We start from the raw sequence: 20,164 nt of genomic DNA, 5'->3' as shown, positions 1-20,164 counted from the left end.
TATTTTGTGCGCATATCTGCCGCCGTGGATAAACGCCTAACTGTAACCCATTGTGAAATCGTGTAGAATCCCTGCCATTACTAAAATCGCAGTTATTGCTGCTGTCACGTTACGAGACTTATGGACCAACAGACTATCCGTGCGCTCTGTGCCGCCGACATGACGGCGGTCAATGAACTGATCCTGGCCCGACTCCAGTCCGACGTTAGTCTGATCAATCAGCTGGGTTTCTACATTGTCAGCGCCGGCGGGAAACGGATGCGCCCCATGCTGACCGTGATGGCAGCGCGTGCGCTGGGCTATGAGGGTGAGGATCACCTGAAACTGGCCGCCATCATCGAATTCATTCACACCTCTACCCTGCTGCATGACGACGTGGTCGACGAATCCGACCTGCGCCGCGGCCGGGAGACCGCCAACGCCATGTTTGGCAATGCTGCCAGCGTGCTGGTCGGTGACTACCTCTATAGCCGCTCCTTCCAGATGATGGCCGAACTCTCCAACCTGCGGGTGATGGAGATCCTCTCGGATGCCACCAACACCATCGCCGAAGGGGAAGTGTTGCAGCTGATGAACTGCAACGATCCGGACACCACCGAAGAGAGCTACATGACGGTCATCTACTGCAAGACCGCCAAGCTGTTCGAGGCCGCTACCCGGCTCGCCGCCGTACTGACTCATCAGCCCGAGCCCGTCGAGCAGGCCATGACCGATTACGGCAAGTATCTGGGCACCGCGTTCCAGATCATCGATGACGTGATGGACTACTGCTCCCAGAGCGAAGAGATGGGCAAGAACGTCGGTGACGATCTGGCCGAAGGCAAACCGACCCTGCCGCTGCTGCGCGCCATGGAAGTGGGCACGCCGGAAGAGCGTCAACTGGTGCGCGATGCCATCGAGCACCGCAACGGCATGGAGCATCTTGAGCAGATCCTTGGCATTCTCGACCGCACTGGCGCGCTGGAGTACTCCCGCATGCGTGCCAGGGAAGAGGCCGACAAGGCCATTGCCGCTCTCACCATCCTGCCGGACTCCCCGCACAAGCACGCGCTGGAAACACTGGCCCACATGGCCGTGCAACGCAGTGCCTGAGTAAACGACATGCATGAAAAAAGAGGCCGTTGGCCTCTTTTTTATTGTCTGCTATCTGCTGGACAGTGCATTGCGCCAGACTCAGCGACTCAGCATCCAGAGGATCACGCTGCCCGCCACCACTAGCGAGCCGCCGATACGGCGCAACTGCTCCGCTGGCTGATCGCTCAGCAGCCGCAACATCTGCTGCCATGCCCTGGGCATCAACAGCGGGCCGAGCCCCTCGAACAACAACAGCAATCCCAACCCCATCAGCATGGATGTCAGCATCCGACCTCCTTCAGCACAGCGTCAACACAACCAACCACTGGTGGTCGACGGCTGGCCGTTGGCACCAAAAACAAAAGGGTCTGACAATGCAGACCCTTTGAATGTGACCTCGTGGCGATTACTGCTTGGTGCCGTGAGGAGACTTGAGGTAACGGAAGAACTCGCTGTCCGGCTTCAACACCATCAGGTCGTTGCCACCGGCGAAGCTCTTGCGATAGGCCTCCATGCTACGCACGAAGCTGAAAAACTCGGGGTCTTTCTTGTAGCTGTCGGCATAGATCTTGGCGGCTTCCGCATCCCCTTCACCGCGCAGCTGGCGAGCGTTACTCTCGGCGTCGGCGATCATGACGGTCACCTTGCGGTCGATATCGGCACGCAGGATTTCAGCCTTCTCGCGACCCTGAGAGCGGTGCTCACGGGCGACTGCGGTACGTTCGGCACGCATCCGCTGGTAGATGGAGTTGGAGACTTCTACCGGCAGGTTGATCTGCTTGATCCGCACATCCACCACCTTGATACCGAGCTCGGAGGAGCGCGCCATCTTCTTCAGAGCATCTTCCATCACGGTACTGCGCTCACCGGAGACGATGTCCTTGATGGTGCGGTTACCGATCTCGGAACGCAGACCGTTGTTGATCTTGCGTTTGAGCAGATCTTCAGCCTGCAGTTTGTTGCCACCACCGGTTGCCAGGTAGTACTTGGAGAAATCCTCAATCTTCCACTTCACGTAAGAGTCGATGATCAGGTCTTTCTTCTCGGAGGTAACAAAACGGTCGGCCTGGCTGTCAATGGTCTGGATGCGGGCATCCATCTTGCGAACCTGGTCGATGAGCGGCACCTTGAAGTGCAGGCCCGGCTCATAGAGACGGGGCTCACCGGAGTCAACCCGCTTCACCTTGCCAAACTGCACCACAATCCCCTTCTGACCTTCATCAACGATAAAGACAGAGGAGAAGCAGACCATGGCCGCGACAGCGATTGCACCAATAGCTAGCTTTTTCATCTATCAGTTTCTCCCTGAGCTGAAGCGGTCACCGCTACGCAGCGGCGTTGTCGGCGTAGAGTTGGCACCCTCGTTGGAAACGGGGGTTTGCTCTGCGACCGGAGCGACAGTGGCACGATCAGACTGGGCTGCATTCGGCTTGCCGGACAGCTTGTCGAGCGGCAGGTAGATCATGCTGTTGTTGCCAGCCGGCATGTCGACCACCACCTTGTTGGCCTGCTGATAGAGCTCTTCCATCGTTTCCAGATAGATACGCTCACGGGTCAGCTCGGGGGCAGCCTGATACTGGGGCAGCAACTCGTTGAAGCGAGCAACTTCACCCTGGGCTTTCAACACGATCTGGGATTTGTAAGCTTCCGCTTCCTGCTCCAGACGCTTGACCGAACCACGCGCCTTCGGCTCCACTTCACGAGCGTAGGCTTCCGCTTCACGAATGAAGCGCTGTTCATCTTCCTGAGCGGAGATGGCGTCATCGAAGGCGTCTTTCACCTCTTCCGGCGGACGCGCCGGCAGGAAGTTGACGTCGACGATCTGCAGACCCATCTGGTAGGGCTCGATGATGCCATCGATCACCTGCCAGGTCTCCTGACGCACTTTCTCACGACCGGTGGTCAGCACATCATCCATCCGGGTATGACCCACCACGTAGCGCAGGGCGCTATCGGTAGCCTGACCCAGACTCTCGTCGGCATTGGTCACGCTGAACAGGTACTGCTCGGGATTGACGACACGGTACTGTACGTCCATCTCGACCCGTACCACGTTCTCATCCTGAGTCAGCATGAAACCGGAAGCAGGCAGGGAACGCACGGACTCGACGTCCACCGGGATCACCTGATCGATAAAGGTCGGCTTCCAGCGCAGGCCAGGCTCGACAATATGGGAAAACTTGCCAAACCGCAGCACGGCACCACGCTCCGCTTCGCGAATGGTGTAGAAGCCGCTGACGACCCACACCACCACAGCCACAACCAGCGCGATGGAGATACCAAAGCGACCTATATCGCCGCCAGATTTGCCGCCACCAAACAAGCCACCGAAACGGCGACTCACTTTGCGCAGCATTTCATCCAGATCAGGGGGTCCCTGATTCTTGCCGTTATTCCCCCAAGGGTCACGGTCTTTGCCGTTGTTACCAGGCTCATTCCAAGCCATCAGCGTCTCCATTAATACATGCGGATGGATATCATCTCTACCGGGCCATCATACGTTGAGAAGCCCCAAAGGGTTCATCTTCATCGACGAATCAATGCCTGATAAAGCGTTGTAAACTCTCACCTTCCTGTTTCACGAGGCGGTTCCAGTCGGCCACTTGCAAGCGGACTTCCAGCACGAAATCACCCTCCTCGCTAAAACCTTCCTGCTCAATCCCTTTCAGCTGATAGAGCGCACTGCGCAATCTCGCGGCAGAAGGAGGCAACTGCAGGGTGTGATGCACCATGGAGCCAGCCAGCAATTCGGTCAGCGCCGTAAACAGATGCTCACAACCTTCACCGGTCTGAGCCGACAGCCAGACGCGCAACGGGCGCCCCTCGTCATCTCGCTCCAGACCCGCCGGACGATCCGCCAGCTTGTCGATCTTGTTGCAGATCATCAGCTGGGGCCTGTCGTCGGCTTCAATCTCGGCCAACACCTGCTGCACGGAGTCGATATTCTCCTGCATCTGCTCATCGGCACAGTCCACCACATGCAGCAGCAGATCCGCTTCACGGGTCTCCTGCAGGGTCGCCTTGAAGGCCGCGACCAGATCATGGGGCAAGTGCCGAATAAATCCAACTGTATCCGCCAAAATCACATCACCCACATCCCGGATCACCAGTTTACGCAGGGTAGGATCCAGAGTTGCGAACAATTGGTCGGCAGCATACACGCTGGCAGCTGTAAGTTGGTTGAACAAAGTGGACTTTCCGGCGTTGGTATAACCAACCAGTGACACCGTCGGCACTTCGTTGCGGTTGCGGGCGCGGCGTCCCTGCTCCCGCTGCTTGGCCACCTTGTCGAGCCGACGCAAAATCGCCTTGATGCGTTCCCGCAGCAGACGTCGGTCAGTTTCAAGCTGGGTTTCACCCGGGCCACGCAGACCGATCCCGCCCTTTTGACGCTCAAGGTGAGTCCAGCCTCGCACCAGACGAGTGGAAAGATGGCGCAACTGGGCCAGTTCGACCTGCAGTTTACCTTCGTGGGTACGGGCGCGCTGGGCAAAGATATCGAGGATCAGGCCGGTTCGATCCACCACCCGGCACTGGAACAGACGCTCCAGGTTGCGCTCCTGGGCGGGGGTCAGGGCATGGTTGAAGATCACCACGTCCGCCGCCAGCATCTGAACCTGGGACGCGATCTCTTCAGCCTTGCCGCTGCCGACAAAAAATTTGGCACTGGGCGCACTGCGACTGGTGGTCACGACCCCCAGCGCATTGACTCCGGCCGAGCTCACCAACATCTTGAGCTCTTCCAGATCCTCCCGCTCACCCTCATCACTGAAGTTGACATGCACCAGAACGGCCTGTTCGCCAGCTTCATAACGGTCAAACAAGCGCTTGCTCCTTAACAGGAATCATGATGAATCTGAGTTGGCGAGTCGACTCGCCCAGGGATATCACGCCTCGGCATCACCCTGTTCATCAGCCGCGCCACCCGGAGTGGGCTGGTGATGATTGACGGCACGGGCCGGTACGACAGTCGAGATGGCGTGCTTGTAAACCATCTGGCTAACGGTGTTTTTCAGCAGGATAACAAACTGGTCAAAAGACTCGATCTGACCTTGCAGTTTGATGCCGTTCACCAAATAGATAGAAACAGGAATCCGCTCACGGCGCAGCGCATTCAAAAACGGGTCTTGGAGAGATTGCCCCTTAGCCATTTTTCTTTTCCTTATAGTTTGTTGTTTTTAAACACCGAATATCAATATAACAACCTGATTATACAGGGAGTGTCAAGCCGCACCAGCGCGAGCAAGCACGCGGGCGAGATTGCCAGACTCACCAGATTCCAACCAGGTCACATCGGGCCAGCCGCGCAACCAGGTCATCTGTCGTTTTGCCAATTGGCGTGTGGCAACAATGCCACGATAACGCATCTCATCATACCCCACTTCACCACACAGGTAGTCCCACATTTGGCGATAACCCACGCAGCGAATGGAGGGGAGATCCGGGTTCAGATCGCCGCGCGCCATCAGCGCACGAACCTCCTGTTCAAAGCCACCTTGCAGCATCTTGTCAAAGCGCTGTTCGATCCGCTGATGCAGCACGGCGCGATCGCTCGGAGCGATGGCAAACTGCTGCACCCGATAGGGTAACCCCTCCCCCTGCACCTGTGTCAGCTCGGTGAGGGTCTTGCCGCTGATGCGGTAGACCTCGAGCGCCCGAGAGAGCCGCTGCGGGTCATTGGGGTGGATCCGCGCCCCGGCCACCGGGTCGATGCGCACCAGCTCGTCGTGCAGCGCTTGCCAACCGAGGCGAGCAGCCTCTTCCTCAATCCCGGCACGAATGGCGGGATCGGCGGAGGGCAGCGGGGACAATCCCTCCAGCAGCGCCTTGAAATAGAGCATGGTACCGCCCACCAGCAGCGGAATGCGGCCACGGTCGGCGATCTCTTTCATCTCCCGCAGGGCATCCTTGCAAAAGTCGGCCGCCGAATAGCTCAAGGCCGGGTCAAGAATGTCGATCAGCCGGTGCGGGGCCCGCGCCAGTTCATCGGCGGTCGGCTTGGCCGTACCGATATCCATGCCGCGATAGATCAGCGCCGAATCGACGCTGATGATGTCGCAAGGCAATGACTGGCACAGTTCAATGGCGAGATCCGTCTTGCCGGAGGCCGTCGGCCCCATCAGAAAAATTGCGGTCGGCAAGTCACTCGCCATGTTCAAACTCCTCCAGCACGGTCGCCAGCGAAAGCGGGCGCACCATGCGAATGTCTGCCAGTTGGTCACTGAAATCGGTCACAAGTTCCGTCAGCAGACGACTGGCAGTTGAAAAATCGTATATCTTCTCGCGGCTTATCCCCTGCTCCACCAGCCATTGGCATAATACTTCAGCCTGCTGGCCAGCATCACTGTCAGATCCGCCCTCGATAATTTGCAGCAATTCGGGTAACAGACGCACCAGATCGGTCTGGCGCAGCAGGGCGGGCACCCGAGTCAGGATCATGGTGTCGCGCCCGCCGCTTTTCAACTCCAGCCCCATCCGTTTCAGCAAACGCTCCTGCTCGGTCACCAGCGCGATCAGATTCTTCGGCAATTTGAAGGAGACCGGCAGCAACAGTGGCTGGGCCGCCAGCCCCTGGCCCCAGGTCTCCAGCAGCCAATGGCGAAGCAGCACCCGCTCGGCGCGCACCAGCGAGAGCAGCGCCAGCTGATTATCCCGCTCGATCAACAGGTAGGCCTGATCCACCAGCGTCAGAGCGCGACATCCCCCCTGTTTGGGTGATGGCACGGTGGCCGCTGGCTGCTCAGGTGCAGTCTCAGCCGCCGTTGCAATAGGCAGGGTAGTAAGCAGGGCTCCCATACCGCGCATCGCCTCGCGACTCGGCGGCTCGGGCGGTTGATAGTTGCTGGCGCGCGCCGCGCCCCCTTCCCGTACCTGTGCAGGTGCCCGGTAGCTGTGCTCGGCACCGTACCACTCCGGGCGTGGCGCCTGACCGGGATATTCAATCTGCGGGCTGACCGGCAACTCGACCAGAGTTTCGGCCAGCGGCGCGTCCTGATGCACGGCGCTGACCCCTTCACGACGCAACGCAGTGAACAGCGCCTGAAAGATAAAGTCGTGGATCAGCCGCGCCTGATGGAAGCGCACCTCGTGCTTGGCCGGGTGGACGTTGACATCCACCTGACGTGGATCCAGCTCGATATAGAGCACATAGGCGGCGAAGCGATCGGGAGGCAACAGCTCATCATAGGCCTGACGGATGGCGTGGTTGATCAGCTTGTCGCGCATCATCCGGCCGTTGACGTAGGTGTATTGCAGGTCGTTCTGCGGTCTGGCCCCCTCCGGGGTCGCCAGCCAGCCCCACAGACGCACATCGCTATGCTCGCTCTCCACCGCCAGCGCATGGTGCATAAAGGGGGTGCCGCAAACGGCGGCGAGGCGGCGCTCCTGCTCCGGCACGGTATTGGCGGCCTTGTACTGGCGCACCACCTTGCCGTTGTGGCGCAGGATCAGGGTGGCATCGAAGCGGGAGAGCGCGATGCGGCGCACCAGCTCGTCGATATGGGCAAACTCGGTCTTTTCGCTGCGCATGAACTTGCGCCGCGCGGGGGTATTGAAGAAGAGATCCACCACCTCCAGCGTGGTGCCCACCGGATGGGCCGCCGGCTTGATGGTGACGCTCATCTCGCGCCCTTCCGCCTGGGCTTGCCAGGCTTCGGACTGCTCTGCGGTACGGGAGGTAAAGGTGAGACGGGAGACCGAGCTGATGGAGGCGAGCGCCTCGCCACGAAAACCGAGGCTGTTGATCCCTTCCAGATCGTCCAGCGTGGCGACCTTGGAGGTGGCGTGACGCGACAGCGCCAGCACCAGCTCGTCTTTGGCGACGCCACAGCCGTTGTCACGGATGCGGATCAGCTTGGCGCCCCCCTTGTCGATGTCGATCTCGACCCGGTCGGCCCCCGCATCTAGGCTGTTTTCCACCAGCTCTTTCACCACAGAAGAGGGCCGCTCCACCACCTCTCCGGCTGCAATTTGGTTGGCCAGAATGGGTGGCAAAATACGGATCGGCATCACTTGCTCCTGAATTTCAATCTTGCAGAAAGTATTCTGCCAACACGGGGAGCGGCAGAGCCAGCTCCCGCACGTCAGTTTTGCGGAATGTAGAGCACCTGCCCTACCTGAATATCCCGCGACTTGAGCTTGTTGATCTCCACCAGCCGCGCCTGACTAACCCCATGCTTCTCGGCAAGACGGGAGAGGCTTTCGCCCCGCTTGACCACATGGCGGATCATCTGCGACTTGTCGTCACTGCGAACGGGAGCGGCACTGCGGCTCTGCCCCTGTTGGGGGATATAGATGGTCTGACCAATCTGAATATCCCGGCTGCGCAGCTGGTTGATCTCCACCAAAGTGGACTGACTCACCCCATGCTTCTCGGCAAGGCGGGAGAGGCTCTCGCCCCGTTGGACCACATGGCGGAGCATCTGCGATTTGTCATAGTCGCCCACGCTGCTGACCGGCGCTCCGGTCTCTTGCGCTGCTGCCGAATAAGGCTTGATCACCCCGGCACCAGAGCCGGTCGCCGCACCGCCGTCGCGGGCAGTGGCGGGCATCTTGTTACTCACCACCGGCTGCGACTGTACCTGTCTGGGCTGGCTCACCGGCTGCTGGGCGACCGGCGCAGACCGAGTGGTCGCGGCAGGCCGGCTCGCCTGCCCCTTGCCAGTCAGCATGGCCCCCTTGGTCGGGTGGGCACGGTAGTAGTTGCGGATCCCCTCGAAGATGGCGCGGGCCAGCTGGTCCTGATAGCTGGCGGTGGCCAGCAGCTTCTCTTCCGCATGGTTGGAGATAAACCCGGTCTCTACCAGCACCGAGGGAATATCCGGCGCTTTCAGCACCGCCAGACTGGCGTGTTCAGGCGCCTTCTTGTGCAGTCGGGCAACCTTGCCCATGGAGCGCAGGATCTGGCGGCTGACGTCATATCCTTCGGCACGGGACTTGTCCATGGAGAGGTCGAGGAAGGTCTGCGCCAGATAGGGGTTGGGATCGGATTCCGCCAACACCTTGCCGACACCGCCCAGCAGCTCGCCCTGCTTCTCCTGCTTCTCCAGCCAGCTGCCCATCTCGCGGTTGGCGCGGTTGGTCGACAAGACCCAGACCGAGGCACCACGGGGCGTGGAGTTATGGAAGCTGTCCGCATGCACCGACACCAGCAGATCGGCCTTGGCCTTGCGGGCAATCTCGGAGCGCTTGTTGAGGTCAACGAAGTAGTCGCCACGACGGGTCAGCACGGCGCGCATCCCCGGCTCGCGGTCGATCAGCGCCGCCAGCTTCTGGGAGACCGCCAGCGTCACCCGCTTCTCGTAGGTACGGCGCGGGCCGATGGAGCCCGGATCTTCCCCGCCGTGGCCCGGGTCGATGGCAATCACCACCCCCTTGCCCTTGCCACCGACGGGCGTGGATTGCACCGCAGCCGCCGAGCGCTTCTCTTCATAAGGGAGGTCGATGACCAGACGGTGGCCATAAGGCCCGGCTGGCGCCAACGGAAAGACCACCGGCTTGATGGCGGAGCTGAGATCCATCACCAGCCGCAGACCGCCCTTTTCCAGCGGCGTGCTCTGGCGGATCTTGCGCACCAGTTCGCTGTTGTTCTCGATCCGCGCCAGATTGGCGGCGTTGCTCGCCCCTTTCAGGTCGATCACCAGCCGATCCGGGCCGGTGAGGGTGAAATAGTTGAAGTTGGGGGCGCTGCTCATGTCGAGCACCACCCGGGTATTATCCGGTGATGGCCAGATTCGTACGCTCTTGAGCTGATTCGCCCAGGAGGGTAACGCCATCAAAGAGAGAGCAATAACAAGGATCAAGCGCACGTAGATGACAACCGTTCCAGAATGGCTTCGCCAATAGCAGTGCGGGCCTCTATCAGAACCTCGCGCTGCTCGCCTACATAAGTGAGGGTAATTTCCAGGTCGGGAGCCGGTAGCCAGCCCTCGCCCTTCTCGGACCACTCCACCAGACAGAGAGTGTTGGCGGCAAAATAGTCCCGAATGCCCATGAATTCCAGCTCTTCCGGATCAGCCAGGCGATAGAGATCGAAATGGTAGACCTGCCAACCATCGAGTTCGTAGGGCTCGACCAGGGTGTAAGTCGGGCTTTTTACCTTGCCCTGATGGCCAAGGCCCTGCACCCAGCCGCGGGTCAGGGTGGTTTTACCGGCGCCAAGCGTGCCATGCAAAAACACTGTGGTCGCCTGCTGGCAAGCCTGTGCCAGACGGCCACCCAGTGCCACGGTTGCTGCCTCGTCCGGCAGTGTCATCATCAACTGTTTTGCCATGTTCTTCTTTTTAACTTGTTATGGTGTCGGGATTAACCAGTCTGCGGATCAGCGGCAGCAGATCTGACGCCAGCATGCCCCGCTCGCCGTCGGCGGCGGCCTGATCTGCGGCCTCGCCGTGGATCACGGCGCCCAGCCAGCTTGCCATGGTGGCAGACCAGCCCTGGGCCAAAAGGGCGGCGATTATACCAGATAACAGATCGCCCATGCCGCCACTTGCCATGCCGGGATTGCCTTCACAGCAGAGAGCGACCCGCTCGCCGTCATAAATAAGTGTTCCCGCCCCTTTTAACAACACCACACCGCCATAGCGCCGCTGCAACGCCTGCACGGCGGCAAACCGGTCGGTTTCAATCTCGGCAATGGTGCATCCCAGCAGTCGCGCCGCTTCGCCGGGATGGGGCGTGAGCACCCAATTATCCTGATGGCGGGGAGATTGCGCCAGCCAATTCAATCCATCAGCGTCCAAAACCAGTGGCAGCCGATCGGTGAGATAACGGGCGATTTGCCCCCTTCCCCACTCATCCTGACCGAGGCCGGGGCCGATGACCCGCACCGACGCCCACCCCTCGTCATCTGCGGTGATAAGGCTCATCAATTCGGGTTGATAAAGGCTGACCGGCGGATGCTCCGGATGTTGGCACACCCGCACCAGCCCAGCCCCCGCCCGCAGGCAGGCGCGGGCTGCCAGCACGATGGCCCCCTGCATGCCGCGATTGCCCCCCACCAGCAGCACCTTGCCATAAGAGCCCTTGTGGGAAGCGCGCTGGCGCGGGGTCAGTTGCGTGCTTAGCAGTGGATAATCGATGCGCCAGGCGGCGGGCGAAATAGCATCATCTGGCGTGACGCCAAGGGGATCACAGTCGAGCAGGCCGACGCAATCCACCCCGTCGCCGGTGAGCATCCCCTGCTTGATCCCGATAAAGGTGAGGGTGCGAGTGGCCTGCACCACGGCCCCCATGGCACGGCCGGTATCGCCGTTGAGGCCGGAGGGGAGATCCACCGCCAGCACGGGCACAGCCAAGCCATTGATTGTTGCGACGATCTTTGTCAGTAGCGGCGAGAGGGGGGTGTTGACGCCGGTGCCAAGCAGGGCATCGACCACCAGATCCGGGGCAGGCTGCTGCGCACCATCAAACTGCTCGGCCAGCCAGACCCGGCCACCGGCCGCCAGCCACTCATCGGCGGCCCGTCTGGCATCCCCTTTCAGCAGCTCGGGTGCTCTGGCGGCAATCACCACCACCTCGATGCCGATCTGGCGGGCAAGGCGGGCCAGCACATAGCCATCACCGCCGTTATTACCGGGGCCGACGAAAATCCACCAGCAACGACTCTCGGGCCAATGCAGGGTGGCATAGGTGCGCAGTGCAGCACCGGCTCGCTCCATCAGGGCATAGAGAGGTTGCCCCTCACGCGCGGCCCAGTTGCGCTCCAGTGTGCGGATCTGTTCAGTCTGCCACAGCCCCTGTGGTAAACTGCCCCCCTCTTATGTGCCCAACGCGCCCCTGATGATCTCTACCATGACGGCTCCCGCCTCTTATCAATCGACCCACGCCAGCCAACTCCGGCCAGGCCAAGCCGCATGAGCGCACCTGACTTCCACCAGCTGGCCCACGATATCAAGCTCTGGGCACGGGAGCTAGGATTTGACCAGGCGGGCATCACCGACACCGATCTGCGTATCGAAGAGCCGAGATTGCAGGCCTGGCTGGATGCGGGCTATCACGGCAGCATGGATTACATGGTGCGCCACGGCATGATGCGCGCGCGCCCCCACGAGCTGCTGCCGGGCACGGTGCGGGTGTTGTCGGTGCGGATGAACTACCTGCCGTTCGAGGCGGGCTTTGCCGCCACCCTGCGCGATCCGACCCTCGGCTATATCAGCCGCTACGCGCTCGGCCGCGACTACCACAAGGTGCTGCGCAACCGGCTCAAACAGCTGGGTGATCGCATCGAAGCGCGCTGCGCCGAGTTGTTTCAAGGCACTGAAGAGACCTTGGGTGAGTGGCGCCCCTTCGTTGACTCCGCCCCCATCCTCGAGCGGCCGCTGGCAGCCAAGGCGGGCCTCGGCTGGGTTGGCAAACACTCACTGCTGCTCAACGAATCGGCTGGCTCCTTCTTCTTTCTCGGTGAGCTGTTGCTCAACCTGCCGCTGCCGCTCGACCAGCCAGTGGAGAAGGCGCAGTGCGGCAAGTGCGTCGCCTGCATCAACATCTGCCCGACTGGCGCCATTGTCGCCCCCTATGTGGTGGATGGCCGTCGCTGCATCTCCTATCTCACCATCGAGAACGATGGCCCGATCCCGGAAGAGTTCAGACCCTTGCTGGGCAACCGCATCTACGGCTGCGACGACTGCCAGCTTATCTGCCCCTGGAATCGCTATGCCGATGCCAGCCCGGAACCTGACTTCAGCCCGCGCCCCGGCTTGCACCGCCCGCCCCTGCTGGCGCTGTGGCGCTGGAGCGAGAGCGATTTTCTCAAGCAGACCGAAGGGAGCCCGATCCGCCGCATCGGCTACCAACGCTGGCGCCGCAATCTGGCGGTCGCCCTCGGCAATGGCCCGGCAACCCCCGAGGTGATCGCCGCCCTGCAACAGGGGCTGACCACCGCCGAGCCCATGGTGGCCGAACATATCGAATGGGCGCTGGCCACCCTTGCCCAGCGTCAGGATGAAGAGAACAAGAAAACCCGTTTGCTGATCCGCTGCATCGAAAAAGGTCTGCCGGATCACGCATAAGTGATCTGCCCCTTGCCGGATTGCTGTACTTTTTTCATGCTCTGCCGACCCGCAGTGACCAGAACACCGTAATCAGTATCAGCTGGTCGGCACACAACAAGGACAACACAGATGCATATGTTGGGAGTGGATATTGGAGGCTCTGGGATCAAGGGCTGTCTGGTGGATACCAAAACCGGCGAACTGATCGGCGAGCGCCATCGCATTGCCACGCCGCAACCGGCCACCCCGGCCGCCATCGCCCATACCCTCAAGGCGCTGGTCGAACACTTTGACTGGAAAGGGCCGGTGGGCTGCGGCTTTCCCGCCACCATTCACAACGGCATTGCCAAGAGTGCGGCCAATATCGACAAGAGCTGGATTGAGACCGATGCCGAGCATCTGTTTGCCGATGTCACCGGCAAGCCCTGCTATGTGCTGAATGATGCCGATGCCGCCGGTCTGGCCGAGATGCGCTTTGGCGCCGGTAAGGATCGCAAGGGGGTCATCATCCTCATCACGGTCGGCACCGGCATCGGCACCGCCATCTTCGTCAACGGCCACCTGCTGCCCAACACCGAGCTGGGTCACCTGATGCTGGAAGGGATGGTGGCCGAGCACTACTGCTCCGATGCTGTGCGCAAACGGGAAGATCTCTCCTGGAATCGCTGGGGCAAACGCTTCAACAAGTATCTGGCGCGCCTCGAGTTTCTCTTCTCCCCCGACCTCTTTATTCTGGGGGGCGGTAGCGCCGCCAAACTGGATAAATTTGTCGATCGCATCGAGACCCGGGCACCGCTCATTCCGGCGGCCAGCCTCAATCAGGCGGGCATTATCGGGGCCGCCCTCTACGCGGCCGAGCGGCAGGGCTGATCGCCGCTCACCGCCAATCAGCAGAGATCAAATGGACAGGGCCCGGCACTGCTGCCGGGCCCTTTTGTTTGGCCGCTATCTTGCGTGTTCGACCGCCATCACCCGTTACATGTCATCGAGTCGGTGTACCCCGTGCACCAGTCGGGTCAGGCGGGTCTGCTCCAACCCGGCCAGATTCTCGAGCAGAGTGGTGGTAGCCGGTGTCGGGCACTCCCGGGCCAGATGGCCCAGCTCGCCCACCAGCCGCTCTTCCCAGCGGCACACCTGAGTGACGATATCCTGGGTCTGGGCCGAGGCCGGCAGCTCGAAGCGGGTGATGGCGGGCAACATACCCTCGCTGAAACTCTGATTCAGCCAGGTCTCCCTCACCGCCTCTCCCAGCTGAGCGGCATATTCGTGCAGATGGGCACTGGCCGCATCCTCACGCCCTTGCAGATAGACCAGCAACATCCGGCTGCGTTCGCTGTCCACCTGACTGGTCAATCGCCCGTAACAGAGCCCGAGCTGGTGATGAACCTGTTCAAGATAGTGCAGCAACTCTTTGATCTGTTGGAATCTCATCGCACTGCCCTCCATGCTTGTCGGTATCATCAGTATAAAAAACAAGCGCAACCGACCCAATCCCTATCCGAGCCCCCCTTGCGCTGCATCAAGGTTGATGCCGACAAAGGGGCAGACAGGTGATCCGGTCGCGAATAGGGAACGATTTGTGCAGCGATTTGTGTAACTATGGTGGCGTTTCAGGCTCGACACCTGACATAGGTGACATCGGGCTGACACACTAATAAAACCAGCATTTACCCGATATAAACCATCTTTAATTCGGCCATATACCTAGCTGGCGAAACAGGATCTGGATGCGAGACATATCCACCCTGATCGTTATCCACCAGACAGATATCCTTATCACTTTTTTAGACGTCTAGACGTAAAAACATGCGTTGACACAGCCATCCAGACATCTTAGCATCATCCTCCATGATGACAGAGTAACCCAGTGAAACCTCTGCCCAATTTCCCCGCCTGTAGCGCCCTGTGCTGTAAGGCTGTTAGCACGGAAGAATCCATGATTAAGTTGAAAGGTCTCAACAAAGTCTACGGTACAGGCAGTGACGCCGTGCACGCCCTGCGTGATGTGAGTCTGCATGTACCCCAAGGCAAAATTTTCGGGGTGATCGGTGCCTCCGGTGCCGGCAAGAGTACCCTCATTCGTTGTGTCAACCTGCTGGAGCGCCCGACAGAGGGCCAGGTGATTGTCGATGGCGAGGATCTGGTCGCCCTAAGCGAACGGGATCTGACCCAGGCTCGCCGCCAGATCGGGATGATCTTCCAGCACTTCAACCTGCTCGCTTCCCGCACCGTGTTTGCCAACATCGCCTTTCCGCTGGAGCTGGCAGGCTGGAGCAAAGAGCAGATCCAGCAACGGGTTGCCGAGCTGCTGGCACTGGTCGGGCTGGAAAGCCGTGCCCATGCCTATCCATCCGAGCTTTCCGGCGGTCAGAAGCAGCGTGTCGCCATTGCCCGCGCACTGGCACCGGCCCCCAAGGTGCTGCTCTGTGACGAGGCCACCTCGGCCCTCGACCCGCAGACCACCCGCTCGATCCTGACCCTGCTCAAGGAGATCAACGTCAAGCTGGGGCTCACCATCCTGCTCATCACCCACGAAATGGATGTGGTGAAAGGGATCTGTGACGAAGTGGCCATCATCAGCGATGGCCGCCTGATCGAGCAGGGCGAAGTAGCCTGGTTCTTCAGCAATGCCAAGACCCAGCTGGCCCGTGACTTCATCCACTCCACCATCCATCTGGAGGTACCGCAGGAGTATCAGGATCGGATGAGCAGCGAGCGAGTGCCGGGTAGCTATCCGCTGGTGAAGCTTGGCTTTACCGGCAGCACGGTCGATACGCCGCTGATCTCCGAGGCGAGCCGCCGTTTCAACATCGACATCAGCATTCTGAGCGCAGACATCGAGTACGCCGGTGGCGTCAAATTCGGTTTCCTGCTGGCCGAGCTGTTCGGGGATGAGGCCCAGTGCGAGGCGACCCAGCAGTTCCTCATCGACAACCATATTCAGCTGGAGGTAATGGGTTATGTCCGAAGCCATGATTAATCTGCTCATCACGGCCCTGGGCGACACCCTGGTCATGGTGTTTGCCTCCGCCCTGTTCGGCTGCCTGCTGGGCCTGCCGCTCGGCGTAGCACTGCACGTCACCAAGGCGGGCCAGATCCTGGCCAACCCCTTGCTCAACCGTACTCTGGGTATGGTGGTCAACGTGGGTCGCTCGGTGCCCTTTATCATCCTGCTGGTCGCCATCATTCCGCTGACCCGGCTGATTGTCGGCACCAGTATCGGCACCATCGCTGCCATCGTGCCGCTGACCGTCGGTTGTATCCCCTTCATCGCCCGTCTGGTGGAAGGGGCCCTGATGGAGGTGCCGGATGGCCTGCTGGAAGCGGCCAAGGCGATGGGCGCCAAGCCATTGCAAATCATCACCAAGGTGCTGCTGCCCGAGGCTCTGCCCGGCATCCTCAACAGCGTCACCATTACCCTCGTCACGCTGGTGAACTACTCGGCCATGGCCGGGGCCATCGGTGGCGGCGGTCTGGGGGATGTGGGTATTCGTTATGGTTATCAGCGCTTTGACCCGACCGTCATGCTGGTGACCGTGGTTATCCTGGTAGTACTGGTTCAACTTATCCAGAGCGCGGGTGAGCGCCTGGTCCACAAATGTGATCATCGTTAATCGTCGATTTCTGACAGGAGGTTTTATGAAATTTGGCATCAAATCCGTTGCAGCTGCGCTGCTGGCTGGTCTGGTTCTGGCCGGTTGCGGTCAAAAAGAAGAGAGCAAGGTTCTGAAAGTGGGCGCCATTGCTGGCCCCGAGACCGAGCTGGTTGAAGTGGCGGCCAAGGTCGCCAAAGAGAAATACGGTCTGACCGTCGAGATCGTCAACTTCTCCGACTACGTCACCCCGAACGTGGCGCTGAACGATGGCAGCATCGACGTCAACGCCTTCCAGCACAAACCCTATCTGGATGCGCAAGTGCGTGATCGCGGCTTCAAGCTGGTGCCGGTTGGCAACACCTTCGTCTACCCGATCGCCGGTTACTCCAAGAAGATCAAGGCGCTGAGCGAACTGAAAGATGGCGCCCAGATCGCGGTACCGAACGATCCGACCAACCTGGGTCGCTCGCTGATCCTGTTGGCCAAACAGGGTCTGATCACCCTGAAGGATGGCGCCGGTCTGGAAGCCACCGTGCTGGATATCGCCAGCAACCCGCGCAACTTCAAGATTGTCGAGCTGGAAGCAGCCCAGCTGCCCCGTTCACTGGAAGATGTGGATCTCTCCATCATCAACAACACCTTCGCCGGTCAGATTGGTCTGACCCCGACCGAAAACGGCCTGTTTGTTGAAGACAAGGAGTCCCCCTACGTCAACCTGATCGTCGCTCGCGACAACAACAAGGATGACGAGAAGGTCAAACAGTTCGTCCAGTCCTATCAGACCGACGAGGTCTACAAGAAGGGTCTGGAGCTGTTCAAAGGCGGCCTGGTAAAAGGTTGGTAATTGCTCACTTGGCAAAAAAGGCCACGCAATGCGTGGCCTTTTTTATTGGCGCCGCTATCATATCCGCGAGCACGGCAACACGAACATACTCATAATATGAAAAAATGGTATCTGGCCTACTGCAAGCCAAAAGAAGAGGCCCGCGCCCGCGCCCACCTCGATGCCCAGGGTATCGAATCCTATTACCCCATGGTGGAGATCGAGAAGCTGCGCCGGGGCAAGCGAGTTCCGGTACGGGAACCCATGTTCCCCAACTATCTGTTTATCTTCGTCGATCTGGAAGAGGTGACACCGGTCACCCTGAAATCGACCCGCGGCATCAGCCGGATCATCCATTTCGGCAGTGAGTGGACCCCCATCAGCAACAAGCTGGTCTATCAGCTGATGAGCCGCGATGACAGCGACGAGGCGAGAGCCTGCTACGCCAACCTGCCCTGCTCGGGCGACAAGGTGCTGATTGAAGAGGGACCACTGGCTGGCTTCGAAGCCATCTATATGGAACCGGATGGGGACAAACGGGCAATTTTGCTGGTCAGCCTGCTCAATCGCGAGACCACCAGCAGCTTCGACAACCACGCCTTCAGACGGCTGGACTAAACCAACAGTCCAAACGGCCGGATAAATCGCAATGGCGGGATGATCCCGCCATCTCACGCTTCAAGATCAAAGCGTGCGATCACCGCCGTCAGCTTGCCGGTATCGCCAGCCAGTCTGGCCACTATCTCCTCCCCCTGCTGACTGAGCTGACAGGATTGCCGACTGAGCACGGCAATATCCTCTACCGTGCCGGCCACCTCGATAGCTACCCGGGATTGTTGTTCGGTCGCCACCGATATGGCTTCCAGCTGACCCGACAGCGACTGCACCAGCTGGTTCATGGCACTCAGGGTATCGGTCACCAGGCCGACTGCATCCCGCCCCTGCTCGACCAACCCGGTACCGCTGCTGACGGTACTCACCGTCTGGCGAGTCTGTTGGGAGATGGCCGCAATGGTCTGGCTGATCTCGGCGGTTGATTGATGGGTGCGGGTCGCCAGCTGGCGTACCTCATCGGCCACCACCGCAAAACCGCGCCCCTGCTCGCCTGCTCGCGCTGCCTCGATCGCCGCATTGAGGGCCAGCAAGTTGGTCTGCTCCGCGATCGTGGCGATCACCTCGGTGATCTGCCCGACCTGTTCGCTCTGATGCGCCAGCAGCCCCATGGCCTCGTTGGCCTGCCCAATCATGGCGGCAATCTGCTGCATGGCGTCGGTCATCCGCGCCAGCGCGGCCTGCCCCTGTCGGGTCTGCTGCTGCACCTGCTGGGCACCACCTGCCGCGGCGGTGATATTGCCAGCCACATCCCGGGCGCTGACCGACATCTGATCGATAGCGGCCGCCACCGCATCGACCCGCTGATCCTGCACCGTCAAATCCACGACGATGGCCCGCGTGGTGCTGCCCACCTCACCACAGGCTTCTTCTACCTGCCCCACCGCCCCCTGCAACTCACCCACCAACTGGCGCAGTTGGACAGACATCCGGTTGATGGAGCCAGTCAATTCTCCCAACTCATCCTGCCCCGTTATCGGCAAGGGCTCGGCCGCCAGTCGGCCATCGGCAACCTGCCCCGCCCGGGTCACCAGGCTGGCAATGTCACGGGTCAGACGGCGGCTAAAGAGCCAGGCGACCAGCATGCCGAGCACGATGGCACTGCCGGTTGCCAGCAGCAGGGTCTGGTTGATGGCACTCCCGGCGCGGGTCATCTGCGCCGAGATCTCCTCCACCTCGGCCCGGGTCTTTGCCACCTGCTGTACCAGCTGTTCACTGAGAGTGGACTGCATCGGCTCGATGTCGGTGGCCATCAGGTAGTTGGCCTGATCCCAATCCGGCGCCTGGCGCTTCTCGATCACCTGCCCCACCAGCTCGGAGAAGGGGGTCGCCATCTCTTCAAACAGCTGCCAGAGGCTCTGCTGGGTCTCGGTAAAAAGCTCGGCTTGCTGTTTCACCTCCGCCACCCGCTGCTGGTGAAACTGGTAGTAATCCTGATATTTGCTGCGGTATTCGGGATCGCCTGAGATGAGAAAATCCCGCAGGGCGGAGAGGGCGTTGGCGAGGCTGTTGTAGGCATCCCCCACCTGCTTGAGCAGCATGCGGCGATCGCCGGAGAGTTGATCCTGTGGAGTGCCAACCTCTTCATTGGCAAAGGATTGCAACTGATCGAGCGCCGCCTCCGCCAGCGGCCCCGCCTCCTGCAGCATCAGGGTGTGGGCAGGCAGATTCTCTTCGCTCTGGGCGATGGCCCACACCTTCTCCTGATGGCTTTTGAAGGTCCCGAGAGACTGGGCGAGCGCCGGGCTGAATGTCTGATGGGTGATGGCCTGCCATGCTGACTCCCACTCCTGCTTGAGGCGGGAGGCCTGAGCCGGATCCTTGCCGAGGATCAGATAGCCACGCAGGGCAGAGACGGTGGCCACCAGCGCCTTCTGGCTCGCCTCATCCCGCTGCAGGGCGGGCAGCGCCTGCTCCAGCAGGGTGTATTGGGCCTGATTGATCTGGGTGAGCCGGTAATAGACCAGGGTGGAGGAGAGCAGGATCAGCAGGTTGATAAAACCGAAGCTGAGCAACAGCTTGCTTGAGATTTTCATGAACATCCTTGTTCAAACGGGGGAGCTAGACAA

The 20,164-nt window shown here is 60.4% G+C and carries 19 protein-coding genes; 7 read left to right on the top strand and 12 right to left on the bottom strand.

Translation table 11 applies throughout. The features are described from left to right. The first annotated feature begins 120 nt into the window (after positions 1-120). Positions 121-1,092, top strand: a complete 972-nt coding sequence (gene ispB / locus OKC40_RS03325) for an octaprenyl diphosphate synthase (protein WP_270794070.1) — start codon at positions 121-123, stop codon at positions 1,090-1,092. An 81-nt stretch (positions 1,093-1,173) separates the two neighbouring features. Here ispB and OKC40_RS03320 read toward each other — a convergent pair whose 3' ends face one another. From OKC40_RS03320 to OKC40_RS03275, 10 genes are all read right to left on the bottom strand, one after another. Further along, positions 1,174-1,362 (bottom strand): DUF2065 domain-containing protein, encoded by a 189-nt coding sequence (locus OKC40_RS03320; protein WP_111900703.1) that lies wholly within the window; start codon positions 1,360-1,362, stop codon positions 1,174-1,176. Positions 1,363-1,480: 118 nt separating this feature from the next. Continuing rightward, positions 1,481-2,365: a protease modulator HflC gene (hflC, locus tag OKC40_RS03315; protein WP_005339038.1), complete on the bottom strand. Its 885-nt coding sequence runs from the start codon at positions 2,363-2,365 to the stop codon at positions 1,481-1,483. 3 nt (positions 2,366-2,368) lie between these two features. Beyond that, entirely contained in the window at positions 2,369-3,520 is a 1,152-nt protein-coding gene (gene hflK, locus OKC40_RS03310) for an FtsH protease activity modulator HflK (RefSeq protein ID WP_270794069.1), read from the bottom strand. Between the two features lie 91 nt (positions 3,521-3,611). Beyond that, on the bottom strand, positions 3,612-4,898 hold the full coding sequence (hflX, locus tag OKC40_RS03305; RefSeq protein ID WP_033135815.1) for a ribosome rescue GTPase HflX: 1,287 nt from the start codon (positions 4,896-4,898) through the stop codon (positions 3,612-3,614). 63 nt (positions 4,899-4,961) lie between these two features. Continuing rightward, the gene (hfq, locus tag OKC40_RS03300; protein ID WP_005339045.1) at positions 4,962-5,225 is read right to left on the bottom strand and encodes an RNA chaperone Hfq; all 264 of its coding nucleotides are present in this window, start codon (positions 5,223-5,225) and stop codon (positions 4,962-4,964) included. Between the two features lie 72 nt (positions 5,226-5,297). Beyond that, the gene (gene miaA / locus OKC40_RS03295; RefSeq protein WP_234605614.1) at positions 5,298-6,227 is read right to left on the bottom strand and encodes a tRNA (adenosine(37)-N6)-dimethylallyltransferase MiaA; all 930 of its coding nucleotides are present in this window, start codon (positions 6,225-6,227) and stop codon (positions 5,298-5,300) included. Continuing rightward, positions 6,217-8,082, bottom strand: a complete 1,866-nt coding sequence (mutL, locus tag OKC40_RS03290; protein ID WP_270794068.1) for a DNA mismatch repair endonuclease MutL — start codon at positions 8,080-8,082, stop codon at positions 6,217-6,219. The genes miaA and mutL overlap by 11 nt, the downstream gene beginning before the upstream one ends. Before the next feature lie 74 nt (positions 8,083-8,156). Further along, a complete protein-coding gene (locus tag OKC40_RS03285; protein ID WP_234605612.1) occupies positions 8,157-9,848 on the bottom strand; it encodes an N-acetylmuramoyl-L-alanine amidase in 1,692 nt (563 codons plus the stop codon). Between the two features lie 23 nt (positions 9,849-9,871). After that, the gene (gene tsaE, locus OKC40_RS03280) at positions 9,872-10,345 is read right to left on the bottom strand and encodes a tRNA (adenosine(37)-N6)-threonylcarbamoyltransferase complex ATPase subunit type 1 TsaE (protein ID WP_005339056.1); all 474 of its coding nucleotides are present in this window, start codon (positions 10,343-10,345) and stop codon (positions 9,872-9,874) included. Positions 10,346-10,355: 10 nt separating this feature from the next. Continuing rightward, positions 10,356-11,807: an NAD(P)H-hydrate dehydratase gene (locus OKC40_RS03275; protein WP_270794113.1), complete on the bottom strand. Its 1,452-nt coding sequence runs from the start codon at positions 11,805-11,807 to the stop codon at positions 10,356-10,358. A 120-nt stretch (positions 11,808-11,927) separates the two neighbouring features. Here OKC40_RS03275 and queG point away from each other — a divergent pair, with 120 nt between their 5' ends. After that, positions 11,928-13,082, top strand: a complete 1,155-nt coding sequence (queG, locus tag OKC40_RS03270) for a tRNA epoxyqueuosine(34) reductase QueG (RefSeq protein ID WP_270794067.1) — start codon at positions 11,928-11,930, stop codon at positions 13,080-13,082. 111 nt (positions 13,083-13,193) lie between these two features. Further along, the gene (ppgK, locus tag OKC40_RS03265; RefSeq protein ID WP_042059923.1) at positions 13,194-13,934 is read left to right on the top strand and encodes a polyphosphate--glucose phosphotransferase; all 741 of its coding nucleotides are present in this window, start codon (positions 13,194-13,196) and stop codon (positions 13,932-13,934) included. A gap of 105 nt (positions 13,935-14,039) precedes the next feature. Here ppgK and OKC40_RS03260 read toward each other — a convergent pair whose 3' ends face one another. Next, positions 14,040-14,495 (bottom strand): hypothetical protein, encoded by a 456-nt coding sequence (locus OKC40_RS03260; RefSeq protein ID WP_234603842.1) that lies wholly within the window; start codon positions 14,493-14,495, stop codon positions 14,040-14,042. Positions 14,496-15,000: 505 nt separating this feature from the next. Here OKC40_RS03260 and metN point away from each other — a divergent pair. The 4 genes from metN (at position 15,001) to rfaH (ending at position 18,101) form a co-directional block, all read left to right on the top strand. Then, entirely contained in the window at positions 15,001-16,044 is a 1,044-nt protein-coding gene (gene metN, locus OKC40_RS03255) for a methionine ABC transporter ATP-binding protein MetN (RefSeq protein WP_270794066.1), read from the top strand. After that, positions 16,025-16,678: a methionine ABC transporter permease gene (locus OKC40_RS03250; RefSeq protein ID WP_270794065.1), complete on the top strand. Its 654-nt coding sequence runs from the start codon at positions 16,025-16,027 to the stop codon at positions 16,676-16,678. The genes metN and OKC40_RS03250 overlap by 20 nt, the downstream gene beginning before the upstream one ends. Positions 16,679-16,703: 25 nt before the next feature. Then, positions 16,704-17,504: a methionine ABC transporter substrate-binding lipoprotein MetQ gene (metQ, locus tag OKC40_RS03245; protein ID WP_042059915.1), complete on the top strand. Its 801-nt coding sequence runs from the start codon at positions 16,704-16,706 to the stop codon at positions 17,502-17,504. Between the two features lie 96 nt (positions 17,505-17,600). Continuing rightward, complete coding sequence (gene rfaH / locus OKC40_RS03240) at positions 17,601-18,101, top strand: transcription/translation regulatory transformer protein RfaH (RefSeq protein WP_270794064.1); 501 nt, start codon at positions 17,601-17,603, stop codon at positions 18,099-18,101. 53 nt (positions 18,102-18,154) lie between these two features. Here the strand turns inward: rfaH and OKC40_RS03235 are convergent, their stop codons facing one another. Next, entirely contained in the window at positions 18,155-20,131 is a 1,977-nt protein-coding gene (locus OKC40_RS03235; protein WP_270794063.1) for a HAMP domain-containing methyl-accepting chemotaxis protein, read from the bottom strand. Positions 20,132-20,164: the final 33 nt, after the last annotated feature.

It is taken from the genome of Aeromonas sp. QDB11 (assembly GCF_027705265.1).
Taxonomy (GTDB): Bacteria; Pseudomonadota; Gammaproteobacteria; order Enterobacterales; family Aeromonadaceae; genus Aeromonas; species Aeromonas allosaccharophila.
This window is presented reverse-complemented; position numbering and strand designations above follow the sequence as displayed.

What these genes read in the sequence shown, in the direction of transcription:
- OKC40_RS03285 (WP_234605612.1), bottom strand. Translation starts at nt 9,848, where the DNA reads ATGGCGTTACCCTCCTGGGCGAATCAGCTCAAGAGCGTACGAATCTGG.
- mutL (WP_270794068.1), bottom strand. Translation starts at nt 8,082, where the DNA reads ATGCCGATCCGTATTTTGCCACCCATTCTGGCCAACCAAATTGCAGCC.
- miaA (WP_234605614.1), bottom strand. Translation starts at nt 6,227, where the DNA reads ATGGCGAGTGACTTGCCGACCGCAATTTTTCTGATGGGGCCGACGGCC.
- OKC40_RS03260 (WP_234603842.1), bottom strand. Translation starts at nt 14,495, where the DNA reads ATGAGATTCCAACAGATCAAAGAGTTGCTGCACTATCTTGAACAGGTT.
- ppgK (WP_042059923.1), top strand. Translation starts at nt 13,194, where the DNA reads ATGCATATGTTGGGAGTGGATATTGGAGGCTCTGGGATCAAGGGCTGT.
- OKC40_RS03235 (WP_270794063.1), bottom strand. Translation starts at nt 20,131, where the DNA reads ATGAAAATCTCAAGCAAGCTGTTGCTCAGCTTCGGTTTTATCAACCTG.
- OKC40_RS03250 (WP_270794065.1), top strand. Translation starts at nt 16,025, where the DNA reads ATGTCCGAAGCCATGATTAATCTGCTCATCACGGCCCTGGGCGACACC.
- hflK (WP_270794069.1), bottom strand. Translation starts at nt 3,520, where the DNA reads ATGGCTTGGAATGAGCCTGGTAACAACGGCAAAGACCGTGACCCTTGG.
- hfq (WP_005339045.1), bottom strand. Translation starts at nt 5,225, where the DNA reads ATGGCTAAGGGGCAATCTCTCCAAGACCCGTTTTTGAATGCGCTGCGC.
- tsaE (WP_005339056.1), bottom strand. Translation starts at nt 10,345, where the DNA reads ATGGCAAAACAGTTGATGATGACACTGCCGGACGAGGCAGCAACCGTG.
- queG (WP_270794067.1), top strand. Translation starts at nt 11,928, where the DNA reads ATGAGCGCACCTGACTTCCACCAGCTGGCCCACGATATCAAGCTCTGG.
- metN (WP_270794066.1), top strand. Translation starts at nt 15,001, where the DNA reads ATGATTAAGTTGAAAGGTCTCAACAAAGTCTACGGTACAGGCAGTGAC.
- OKC40_RS03320 (WP_111900703.1), bottom strand. Translation starts at nt 1,362, where the DNA reads ATGCTGACATCCATGCTGATGGGGTTGGGATTGCTGTTGTTGTTCGAG.
- ispB (WP_270794070.1), top strand. Translation starts at nt 121, where the DNA reads ATGGACCAACAGACTATCCGTGCGCTCTGTGCCGCCGACATGACGGCG.
- rfaH (WP_270794064.1), top strand. Translation starts at nt 17,601, where the DNA reads ATGAAAAAATGGTATCTGGCCTACTGCAAGCCAAAAGAAGAGGCCCGC.
- hflC (WP_005339038.1), bottom strand. Translation starts at nt 2,365, where the DNA reads ATGAAAAAGCTAGCTATTGGTGCAATCGCTGTCGCGGCCATGGTCTGC.
- metQ (WP_042059915.1), top strand. Translation starts at nt 16,704, where the DNA reads ATGAAATTTGGCATCAAATCCGTTGCAGCTGCGCTGCTGGCTGGTCTG.